The sequence below is a fragment of the Arenimonas sp. genome, assembly GCF_035312645.1.
Taxonomy (GTDB): Bacteria; Pseudomonadota; Gammaproteobacteria; order Xanthomonadales; family Xanthomonadaceae; genus Arenimonas.
The window spans coordinates 1-11,071 of the sequence record NZ_DATGBO010000131.1; the positions used below are offsets into that span (position 1 = coordinate 1).

Below are 11,071 nucleotides of genomic sequence, written 5' to 3' on the forward strand. Positions count from 1 at the left end.
CCGCCGGTCGTGCCAGTTCCGCCGCCAGCACCGGAAGAATCGGCCTGGGCAACATCGGGCTTCAGGCGAATGCCGTATGCCCGCTTCAGCGTCGCCAGCTTCTTGCTGCTATCGACTGCCAACGACTGCGCCAGCGCCAGCCCGCGCTCGGAGAATTCAACCAGTACATCGACGATCAGCCCATTGAGCGACACCAGCGACTTGCTCACAGCATCGGCAAATGCGACGCGTCGCTTCACGATGTCGGCATTAGCTGGCGCCTCCGCCTGCAGCGGTGATGATGCGGACACGGCCTTCATGTCGACAGGAAATACCTCGCGACCGAGTGCAAACAAGAAATGCTGCACCCACTCCCAACCGCCAGCCGTATAAAGCGCGATCAGTACGTCTTCCACGGTGTCGGGCGTAACGCCCAGGCTCGTCGTTTCACCACCGAGATCGATCGTCACGTTCGCCGACAAGCTGGGCGATCGATCGGCCGCGGGGCGCGCTGCGGCTGCGAGCGCCCCCGGCCCCACGAAGGTCGACTGCGGCGCCCCGACGAAAGTGTCAGCCGTCTTCTGCAATGCGGCCGCAGGCGCCGCCAATGGTTCGCGTGCGGCGTCGCCGGTGTCGGCGCGGTACAGCAGGACGATCTCGTCGGGATACCCGTCCGCCATGGGGCCTCAGGGACCGGGCGTGGCCGGCGTCGGCACGCCCGGTGTCGTTGATGGCGTGACGGGTGCAGGCGGCGAGGTCTCGATCCGCAGGATGGGTGGATGGGCGATCGGGTCGTCGAGGTCGCCAGCAGCCAATCGCGCACGCATGCGTTCGGTTTCGACCTTCTGCTGCGCGATCGTCTCGCGTTTGAGGTCGACGTCGGCATCCTTCGCACGCAGATCCAGCCGACGCAGGTCGTCGATGTAGTCCTCGCACGCGCAGCATTCTCCCAGGCGCGTCTCGACGTGAATGCCCGACGTTGGCAAGGTGACATCCTGCACCGTGCGCGATGAGGTCAGCTCTTCGTTGTCGAGCACCAACAGCTTGAACAAGGCATCGGTGCGCGGATCCAGCGAAGCGTTCACCGGCAGGGCGACGTCGTTGTTGTCGAAGCCCAGCACACGCCGCTCGATCAGGGGCAGCATCGACAGGCGGTTCTGGAATGCGTCGGGGAACGGCATCAAGGTCAGGATGCAGGTGCGGTAGTAATTGCGATAACGATTGAGGTGATTGGCCAGGGACTGTACCGATTCAAGCGCTTCGGCGATCTCCTTGTTCGAATAGTCGGTCTGCACCGCGCCCTGGTTCGCTTCCATCGCCGCCTTGCCGGCGGCGAGCTCCTTGGCCTGACTAAGGGCGCGAACGCCCTCGGTGAAGGTGTTGAGCATCGACATTAGTCCGCCATCGTTGACCGCATAGGCGTCCTCGGGGATATCGGTGAACACCCACAGCGGCAGCACATACAAGTCCTGGCGCAGCACCTTGTACATCGCGTCCTTGTCCTGTGCGATCGCATTGGTGGACAGCGTGCTGAAGGTCGTGCCACCGAGCGCCTCGGCCAGCGCCTGCACGCTTGCGTCCGAATCAGGCGCTGACGCCATCCCAGCGAGCACCTCGAACAAGCCCGGCGCAATCGACTTCGCGCGCCGTAGGTACATGTATTTCTGCACCTTCGCCCTATCGTTGATTTGCAGGGTGAAGACCGGCCACGGCGAAATGAGCATCCACGGCGACGGCACGACGGTCGCGGCCAGGGTTGCTGTCGCCAGCGCCTTATAGGTGTCGTATGCGCGTTTTGCCGCCGCCCGCAGCTGCACGCGACCGGGCTCGTCCACCGCCACGACTTTCGACACTGCGCTGCACATCTCGTTGCGCCGGCGCGCCTCGCACAGCTGGTCTTGAGCGAACAATTTGCGCGCGGCATCGAAGCCCACGGCGAGATCGGGCAGCAGCAGAACGCGCTTGAGCACGCTTTCGTAGTAACGGATGTTTTCGTAGGTGAATTCTTCCGACTGCACCGGGTTCGGATCGAGCACGCACAGACGGGCATCATCGCGATTGAACTCGGTGACGATCTCGTAGTGTGCGAGCACCTCGTAGTAGTTCAGGGTCAACGTGTGGCAGAGGTTCGGGTTGCGCACCTTGCGCGTCACCTTGTTCTCGATGCCAACCTCACTCGATTCGCTGACCTTGGTCTCGCGCTCGAGCTTGAGCTTGTTGCTGGCCTTGGCGACCGACTCGCGCAGGATCTCGAGGTTGTTCTTGCTCGAGTTGGCCAACGCGGTTTTCGCATTGGCGGTGGACGAGCCGTTGAAGTTCACCACGCCCACCTTGAAACCGACCTCTGCCCCGATGGTCAGTCCCAGCTCCGTCTGGCTGCTGGCCTCGCGCATGACGCTTTGCGCGTCCTTGCTCGTGTCGGTGAATTCCGAGGTCTGCTCGAACTCCGAGCGGGCGCTGTCTTCGAAGGTCCGCTTGCGGCGATCCCAGGTCGATATCTCGAGGGTGACTTCTTCCTGCGGACCCAAGGCGAGCGAGTGCAACAACTCGCCACGCGAATAGCCCTTCAATATCCAGCGATGGCGCCAGGGAATATAGAGCGCCAGCGGCAGGCCGGTCTGCGCCGGCTGTGCTGGCGTCGCATGGCCCGGTGGAGGCGGAGGCGGAGGCGGAGCTGGTGGTGGCGGAGGCGGTGGCAGACGCGTATGCGTTCCACCGCCGCTTCCACTACCTCCGGCACCACCTCCACTACCGCCGCCGCCGCCACTACCGCTTCCGCTGCCAGCTCCGTCGTCGTTCCCTGGATCGGTATTGTCGCCACCGGATCCGCCGTCTTTGATGATCGGCTTCGAAAACGTCGTGGATGGACCGGCTTCGACACTGCTGGTCGTGCGACTGCGCAGCATCAGCTTGCGTCCGCCCACCGTGACCGTCGATTGTCCGATGGTGGACAACGATTTGAGCTGGACGGCGCTGAGCGTCACGCGCACAAGCGAGCCGTCGGTAGCTTCGATGAAAGGCCGGCTGGCGAACTCCGATACCGTGCCGACGTGGTATTCATTGTGCAGCGGCACCGCCGCGTCATCGAGACCGACCGACAGGCGCAGCAACACGTCCGCTCCACCAACGCGCGTCTTCACCATCACAGGTCGTCGCGACAACAGGTCGGCCTTCGCCTGATCGGTCAGCACGACTTTACCCGCCTTGCCGCCCGCACGATCAGCGCTCAGCGCACCGGTTTCGATGAACTTGTAGACGTCCTTGATTTCGACGTCCCGGAACAAGGGTTTGGTCAGATCGGACACGGACTTATCGAACAGACGGCTCGCGGGAATGCCGCCCATCGCCGTCAAGCCCGAACCCATGGCTTTGACCAGCGAACGCTGCATGAAACTGGCGTATTCATGGTTGGCAAATTTATCGACGGTGTGTGTCGCGGTCTCGTTAATGTCCGACAGCACGATCGGATACGGCAGATCGTCGATGGTGCGATTGATGCGCTTGAATTCGGCGAACGTCACGTCATGAAACGACGTGCTCGCTGGCAGGCCCGCTTGGCAATCACCTGGGGGAAAGGTTGTGGTGACGGGTGAATTCAGCGATACGTCTTCGCTGGGCTTGGCGGTTGTCGTCGCAAGCGCAGCACGCGGCGTCGACTGTTTCTTCGCGGCGCTTGATTTCTTCCGAGTAGCCATTCGGATTCCTTCGCAGGTTCATCATGGGGACACCCAGCCAACGCACCCCCGGAACGGAAGCGGACAATTTTCGCCGATCGCGCAACGGCGGCTCCGACCGCAGATGAGGTTGTCTCGAACGTACCCGCCGCCGAACGCTCGGAGCCAACGAAATTTTCATGTCTTTGGCTCAAGCAGGAATTGCCGCATGGAATCTTGCCCCTGCAAGCAATTCGCCTCGCTCTCAAGCAGGCGTCTCCACGAAACGACAATGCGTTTTGCCCACGCTCATTGCGAGCCATTACGTTGGCCAAACAACTGGTTCCGACGCATCGTTGGCGACGAATTTCGGGGTGGTTCGGCCTCTGATCCATTTGCACATTTCAGAAAATCGCTAGCCTATGCGGCTCCGAGCCCGTGGTTTCCTGTAATGACGACACGCTATCATCCGAAACATTTCCATCATCGGGGAAGCAAGCATGCGCGTTGGGCTGACGGGTGCAATCGCGGCGCTTGCGATGTTGCTGTCTGTCGCCGCGCACGGCGCGGAGAAGGTCGGCACGCGGCTGACGGTAACGACGGCGGCGAATGCCTGCGAATCGGCGCGACTGGACGACATGCAGACGACGGCAGACGGGACGGGGGTGTTCGTTTTCACGCCGAGCGTGACGAAGCCACGCGACTTGATCTTCGAATGCGGCGGCAAGTTCTCGTTCTACCTCAGCCCCGGCGACGATCTGACCGTGCGACTGCAGGGCAAGAAGATCATGTTCGAAGGCAGCGGAGCTGCAGCCAATCGTTATCTGGCAGCACCGTCGGAGGTATCGACGCAGCGATTCATGGCGCACGTGACGCAGCCCTGGGAGACGTTCGCGCCAGCATGGGCGCAGGCGCGTCGCTCGGACGAGAAACGCCTTTCCGCGCTCGCCGACTCCGTAACGTCAGATTTTCTTGTGCGCGAGCGCGCGCGCATCGCCTATCAATGGGCAACAGGTCAGGTGCTGTTTCCGTTCATGCACTGGCGCGAGACTGATGTTCCAAAGCTGACTCCAGAAGGTGGCCCAACCACTCGGATGGGAGACGTACCGATCGAAGCCAGCGAATGGTCTGCGTTGCCCGAATATCAGACCTTCATCAGCGCGTACCTGCATGAGCAAGCGCGCATCAGGATGGCCTCCGATCCTGCGCTGCGGACCGGCGACAACCGCTGGCTGCGCGCCGAACTGGCTGTGGCGCGCGACCTGAAGACGCCATCCTTGCGTTTGGAACAGGCGAGCCGGGTTGTCGAGACGCATGTCAACGACGACGGCGCCAAGGGCATGGAGCCGATCTGGAAGGACTACCTCGCGCTCGATCCTCCGGAAAACGTGCGGCTGCGGATCGAGAAGGCCATCGCCGACGATCATGCCCAGCGCGACGGCCATCGCATCGAGGTCTATCAGACCGTGGACGGCGCGGCACTCGAAATCCATGTGCTGCCACCCACGGACAACGCCCATCGGGTTGGAGCTACACCGGCGATGCTCTGGTTCCACGGCGGATCAGGAACCGAAGGCACGTGGTGGCATTGTCCAATCTTCTGCAAGGCGCTACGCGAGAAAGGCGTTGCCGTGCTGGCGGTGGAACTGCGCACCGGCAATCGCTTCGATACCGGGCCGCTGGAATATCTCGACGATGCGTCCGCCGCCTGGCGCTGGGCTGTTGCGCATGCCACGGAACTGGGCATCGACCGCCATCGCATTGGCGTCGCGGGCTTCTCTTCCGGCGCCACGCTGGCGCTGATGTTGGCGACGCGAGGTATCGATGCCAAGGATGGCCAGCCGACGCAGTTCCCGGCAGCGGTTATCTCGATGGGCGGCTGCGCGAATCCGATCGGGCCGGAGGAAGACGGTTGGTTCCGACGTCGCGTGGTCGAGCGTGGTGCGCCCAGCGATTATTCGCCGATCGATCGGGTGAAAGCCGGCGAGCCGCCGTTGCTGGCCGTGCATGCGAGCGAGGACGAGTACTGCAGCTCCGCGCAGATGCGAACTTTTGTTGACCGCTATCAGGACGCCGGCAATGACGCCACTTTGGTGTGGGTGCCGGACGTCGGACATTTTTTTCCGTACTACTTTCCGCCCGGTGTAGTACAGGTGCGCGCAGCGCTGAACATTGCGCTGAAGAAATGGGGATGGGAGTGACGCCCCGTATCTGGGACGAAGCCAAAATCGCATCGACCCACCGCACGCTAAGCAATACTTCCGGCCTATAAAACGCCCTGCCCTCCCCCCCCATATGCCCACGGACAAAATACCAGAAAGAAAAAGGGCTGCATTGCTGCAACCCTTTGAATGGTCTGGTGGCCGTGATGGATTCGAACCATCGACAAAAAGACGCGGACTTTTTGATGGCTCTTCTTGAATTCCGCGGGATGGTGGGCCGTGATGGATTCGAACCATCGACCAAAAGATTAAAAGTCTTCTGCTCTACCAACTGAGCTAACGGCCCATCGAGGTGAAACTGCGGGGCGAGCCCGACCCGGCGCGGCCGGGGTGCGCATTCTAACCGAAACCTCAGCGCGGGTCGCCATACCGGGTGGGGTCGGGAACGCCGGCGGCGCGGAAGCCTTCCGCGCGCAGACGGCAGGCATCGCAACGGCCGCAGGCACGCCCGGCATCATCGGCCTGATAGCAGGACACCGTGCGGGAAAAATCCACGCCCAGGCGCAGGCCTTCGCGGACGATCTGGTCCTTGCCCATGCGCATCAGCGGCGCATGCACCTTCATGCCGCGACCTTCGACGCCGGCCTGCGTGGCGAGATTGGCGAGCGCATCGAAGGCGGCGATGAATTCCGGGCGGCAATCGGGGTAGCCGGAATAATCGACGGCGTTGACGCCGCAGAAAATCGCCCGCGCACCCAGCACTTCCGCCCAGCCCAGGGCCACGGACAGCATGATGGTGTTGCGCGCCGGCACGTAGGTGACCGGGATGCCGGCGCCGGCGGCTTCATCGATGCCACGCTCGGGCACGGCGATGTCGGAAGTGAGTGCGGAACCCCCGATGCTGCGCAGGTCCACGACCACGGTCTTGTGTTCGATCGCGCCCTGCGATTGCGCCAGTTCCGTGGCAGCGACCAGCTCGGCGGAATGCCGCTGGCCATAGCTGACGCTGAGCGCGTGGCAGGCGTACCCCTGCTCCTGGGCCATGGCGAGGACGACGGCGGAATCCATACCCCCGGAGACGAGGACGACGGCGCGACGGGGCGTGGGAGCGTTGGAGTTCATGCGGCTATTGTCGCCGCTGGGCGATGTTGGGCCAAGGGGTGGCGATGTGATGGAAGTCGCGATCATGCCCGCTTCCACAAGGGTCGCGCGTGTTCAGCGGCCCTGTTCTTCGCCCCACAATTGCTTGTGCAATTGCATCTGGAAACGCACCGACAGGCGATCGGCGATGATCCATTCGGCCAGTTCGCGTGGCTTGACCTGGGTGAAGCTCGGCGAGAACAGCACTTCGCAGCGGGTATCGAGCCGGTGTTCGACCAGGATCGATTTCGCCCAGTCGTAATCGTCGCGATCGCAGATGACGAACTTGACCTGATCGTTGGCTGTGAGCAGCGCGATGTTTTCCATGCGGTTGCGATGCTGCTCTTTCGAACCCGGCGTTTTCAGGTCGACCACGCGCACGACGCGCGGGTCGACATCGGCGACATCGATCGCGCCGGATGTTTCCAGCGACACTTCGTAGCCGGCATCGCAGAGTCGCGTCAACAACGCCAGGCAGCGTTTCTGCGCGAGCGGTTCGCCGCCAGTGACGCAGACGTGGCGCACGCCGTGCTTGCCGACTTCAGCGAGGATCGCATCGATCTCCCACCAATCGCCGCCATGAAAAGCGTAAGCGGTATCGCAATACTGGCAGCGCAGCGGGCAGCCGGTAAGGCGCACGAAAACGGTCGGCCAGCCGACGCTGCGCGACTCGCCCTGCAACGACAGGAAAATTTCGGTGAGGCGCAGACGATCTGCGTTGGCCACTTGCATGCGCGTCGCTGTCGGCTCAGCGCGTCTCGAGACTCAGCGCGCGCAGACGGCTCTGCGCCAGACGCGCGGCATCGCTGTCGGGATACGTGCTGATGACGCGATTGAGCGTCTGCTGGCCGGCATCGACCTGCTTGAGCTCGATCTGGCAATAACCTTTCTTGAGCAGCGCATCCGGCACTTTTCCGGAATCGGGGAACTGGCTGAGCAGGGTTTCGAACGCCTGCTGCGCGATCGGATAATTCTGCGTCACGTAATAACTTTCGCCGAGCCAGTACCACGCGTTCGGCGCCAGCGCACCCTGCGGATAGGCATCGAGGTAGGCCTTGAAACCGCGCGCGGACTCGACGTAATCGCCCTGCTTGAGTGAATTGAATGCCGAACCGTAGGCAGCCTGCTCGTCAGCTGCTGCGGGTGTCGAAGTGGTGGCGGATGGCTTTGTTGCGGGCTTGCCGGCGGCGGCCGGCGTTGTCGCGGCTGGCGGGCGCGGCCCCGTCGCTGCCGGATGCGCACCGCCCGATTCGAGTCGCTGCAGCCGGCTGTCGAGGTCGATGTACTGATCGCGATTGCCCTGCTTGAGCTGCGCATTCTCGTTCTGCAGTTGCTCGACCAGACCACGCAGCGACGCGACTTCCGTCTGCAACTGCGTGAGCCGGTTGAGCAGGTCAACATTGGCCTGACCGGAAGACTGCGTCTGCGTCGAGGACTGCTGCTCGAGGCGCGCGACGCGATCGGCGAGGCTTTGTTTCTGTGCCACGGCCGGCATGGTCGCCGCGAGGGCGACCAGCAGGACCAGGGCCGACGATGGACGAAGGAAGTTCACGACTTACTTCGCGCTGTAGACGATCTCGACGCGGCGATTCTTCGACCAGCAGTCATCGGTCGAATCCACGCAGGTCGGGCGCTCTTCACCGTAGCTGACGACGGTGATCTGGCTGGCGGAACCACCGCTGCCCTGGATCGCCGACGACACCGCATTGCCGCGGCGCTCGCCCAGGCCCAGGTTGTATTCGCGGGTGCCGCGCTCATCGGCATTGCCTTCGAGCGTCATGCGCGCTTCCGGACGATCGCGCAGGTATTTGGCGTGGCAGGCAATGGCCGCCTGGAAATCGGGTTTCAGCGTGTCCTGGTCGAAATCGAAATAGACCACGCGCTGGCGCAGGCAGGCATCGGTATCGAGATCGCCCGGGCCGTATTTGCCGTCACCAGCCATGCCGCTGGTGCTGGCGCCGGTGTTGTTGTTGCCATTGTCGGTCGGCGGGGCTTCCTTGACCTTCTGTGAGCATGCGGCCAAGGCGACGCAGACGGCGGTAGCGGTGAGAAGGCGGGTGACATTGTTCATGGGAACTCCCTCGACGGTGATGGTGTTTCAGGGCGGAACGGGCTAAAGCGGGGGCTCAGCGTTGCCGATACGGTGACCAGGCGGGCTCGCGTACATCGCCGTCCGATACGGTCGAACGCAGCCTCACGCGACCGTCGGCCGACACAGCATACAAGACGCCCTTGCGGCCTTCCTTGGTAGCGTAGAGAAGCATACTGGCATTGGGGGCAAAACTCGGCGATTCGTCGAGATTTCCCGGCGACAACGTCTGCCATCGGCCGGTGCCGCCGAAGCTGCGATCGAGCACGGCGATGCGATAGACATTGCCCGAACCCTGTGCCATTGCGATCTTCTTGCCATCGTAGGACACGCTGGCTTTCGCATTGGAATCGCCGGCGAAGCTCAGGCGCGTCGGCTCACCGCCGCTGGCGGCGACCTGGTAGACCTGCGGCTTGCCGGCGCGGTCGGAAGTGAAGATCAGGTTCTGCCCATCCGGCGTCCAGGTCGCTTCGGTATCGATGCCGAAATGATGGGTGATCTGGGTCAGCGACTTGCTGGTCAGATCCATCACGTAGATTTCCGGATTGCCGGATTTCGACAACGTCAGCGCGAGCCGGCGGCCATCGGGCGAGAACGACGGCGCGCCGTTGATGCCCTTGAAGCTGGCGATCACTTCACGCGCACCGGTGATGATTTCCTGGCTGTAAACGGTGGAGTTGCCGCGCTCGAAACTCACGTAGGCGAGCTTGCGGCCGTCCGGACTCCAGGCCGGCGACAGCAGCGGCTCGCGCGATTTCACCACGGTCTGCGGACCGTAGCCGTCGGAATCGGCGACCATCAGCGAGTACTGCATGCTCTGGCCAAGGCCGGTGGCGGTGACATAGGCGATGCGCGTCCAGAAGGCGCCGCGGACACCGAGGATCTTTTCGTAAATCTGGTCGGCGATGCGATGCGAGACATCGCGCAGGCCCTTGCCGCGACCGCTGTCGAACAATCCGATCAAGCGCTGCTGCTTGGCGACGTCGTACAACTCGTATTCGACGCGATAGCCGCCGTCGCTCTCGTCGATGACGCGGCCGACGACGACGAAATCCTGCTTGAGCAACTTCCAGTCGGAGAACTTGACCTCGCTGCCGCGCGTCGGCATCGGTTTGTCGGCGAAGAAACCGCGGATCGTGTCGACCGGCACCGAACGGAACTGCCCGGAGCGGTTGAGATCGTCGCGGATCACGCCGGCGACATCGGTGTCGGGCTTGAGGTTGCTGCCGGTGTACGGCATTGGCACCACGGCGATCGGCAGCGCCGACTCGTTGCCCACGACCAGGCCGATGTCGAGGACTTGCGCCTGCGCGATGGTGAGCGGCAGGAACAGCAGGAGTATCGCTAGCAGCCGTTTCATTGTTGGCATTCCTCTTCGGGAGTACAGAGTTCGAGTTCCACCTGGCGCATGAAGACCGGCTCGAAACCGGAGTATGGCATCGGCGTCTTGCGCAGCGCGCGCTCCACCGTCTCGCGCGCACGCGGATCGTAAGGGCATTCCCTGAATTCGATGTTGATCACTTCGCCGCCGGGGATCTGGGTGAAGCGGATGATGCAACGGGTCAGCTCCGGCACGCCGACGGTATTCCAGTTCGCGCGCGCGGTGGCGTTCAACGCGGCCTTGTAGCGTGCCAGCAGATTGGCGTCGGAATTGCCGCGATTGCCCGGCGGCGGTGTCGATGCCGCCTGCGCCGCGGGTTTGCTGGCGGCCGCCGACAGATCCGCCAGTTGCTTGAGGCGCTGCTCTTCCATGTGCGTCTGTTTTGCTGCCGCCGCACTCTCGGCCTTGATGGCTTCGTATTGCGCCAGCAAGCGCTGTTTGCGCTCGACTTCCTGCTGACGCTTGATGTCCTCGGTCAGGTCGACCTGTTCCTGGCGATGTTTTTCTTCCTGCTCTTTCGCATCCTGCTCGGCCTTGAGCATGGCGTTGCGATCGATCGCCTGCTGGTCGACGAGTTCCGGGTGTTCCTGCGGCGCCTGTGGCGTCGGCTGGATCGGCGTTTCGCTGGTCTGCGGATTCGGTGACGGCAGCGGTTGTACCTTCGGCA

At 63.0% G+C, this 11,071-nt stretch carries 8 protein-coding genes, 1 tRNA gene and 1 pseudogene; 1 reads left to right on the forward strand and 9 read right to left on the reverse strand.

Translation table 11 applies throughout. The features are described 5' to 3' along the window. Together VKM35_RS11905 and VKM35_RS11910 are read right to left on the reverse strand one after the other, a co-directional pair. Positions 1-449: hypothetical protein (locus VKM35_RS11905; protein ID WP_324321236.1), on the reverse strand; the 449-nt coding region annotated here is incomplete at its 3' end. A gap of 216 nt (positions 450-665) precedes the next feature. Beyond that, positions 666-3,500, reverse strand: a complete 2,835-nt coding sequence (locus VKM35_RS11910) for a hypothetical protein (protein ID WP_324321237.1) — start codon at positions 3,498-3,500, stop codon at positions 666-668. A gap of 632 nt (positions 3,501-4,132) precedes the next feature. Here VKM35_RS11910 and VKM35_RS11915 point away from each other — a divergent pair. After that, a complete protein-coding gene (locus tag VKM35_RS11915; protein WP_324321238.1) occupies positions 4,133-5,833 on the forward strand; it encodes an alpha/beta hydrolase in 1,701 nt (566 codons plus the stop codon). A 231-nt stretch (positions 5,834-6,064) separates the two neighbouring features. Here the strand turns inward: VKM35_RS11915 and VKM35_RS11920 are convergent. The 7 genes and pseudogenes from VKM35_RS11920 to VKM35_RS11950 form a co-directional block, all read right to left on the reverse strand. Next, a tRNA-Lys gene (locus tag VKM35_RS11920) sits at positions 6,065-6,140 on the reverse strand. A 65-nt stretch (positions 6,141-6,205) separates the two neighbouring features. Continuing rightward, complete coding sequence (queC, locus tag VKM35_RS11925; protein WP_324321239.1) at positions 6,206-6,916, reverse strand: 7-cyano-7-deazaguanine synthase QueC; 711 nt, start codon at positions 6,914-6,916, stop codon at positions 6,206-6,208. 93 nt (positions 6,917-7,009) lie between these two features. Continuing rightward, a complete protein-coding gene (gene queE, locus VKM35_RS11930; RefSeq protein WP_324321240.1) occupies positions 7,010-7,660 on the reverse strand; it encodes a 7-carboxy-7-deazaguanine synthase QueE in 651 nt (216 codons plus the stop codon). Positions 7,661-7,682: 22 nt separating this feature from the next. Next, the gene (gene ybgF, locus VKM35_RS11935) at positions 7,683-8,429 is read right to left on the reverse strand and encodes a tol-pal system protein YbgF (RefSeq protein ID WP_324321243.1); all 747 of its coding nucleotides are present in this window, start codon (positions 8,427-8,429) and stop codon (positions 7,683-7,685) included. A 60-nt stretch (positions 8,430-8,489) separates the two neighbouring features. Beyond that, the gene (pal, locus tag VKM35_RS11940; protein WP_324321241.1) at positions 8,490-9,005 is read right to left on the reverse strand and encodes a peptidoglycan-associated lipoprotein Pal; all 516 of its coding nucleotides are present in this window, start codon (positions 9,003-9,005) and stop codon (positions 8,490-8,492) included. Positions 9,006-9,060: 55 nt separating this feature from the next. After that, a complete protein-coding gene (gene tolB, locus VKM35_RS11945; protein WP_414636649.1) occupies positions 9,061-10,392 on the reverse strand; it encodes a Tol-Pal system beta propeller repeat protein TolB in 1,332 nt (443 codons plus the stop codon). Next, positions 10,380-11,071, reverse strand: a pseudogene (locus tag VKM35_RS11950) (protein TolA); the annotation flags it as partial. The gene tolB and the pseudogene VKM35_RS11950, both read right to left, overlap by 13 nt.

Coding starts and splice junctions, on each gene's coding strand:
- VKM35_RS11915 (WP_324321238.1), top strand. CDS start 4,133: ATGCGCGTTGGGCTGACGGGTGCAATCGCGGCGCTTGCGATGTTGCTG.
- queC (WP_324321239.1), bottom strand. CDS start 6,916: ATGAACTCCAACGCTCCCACGCCCCGTCGCGCCGTCGTCCTCGTCTCC.
- ybgF (WP_324321243.1), bottom strand. CDS start 8,429: ATGCCGGCCGTGGCACAGAAACAAAGCCTCGCCGATCGCGTCGCGCGC.
- pal (WP_324321241.1), bottom strand. CDS start 9,005: ATGAACAATGTCACCCGCCTTCTCACCGCTACCGCCGTCTGCGTCGCC.
- tolB (WP_414636649.1), bottom strand. CDS start 10,392: ATGCCAACAATGAAACGGCTGCTAGCGATACTCCTGCTGTTCCTGCCG.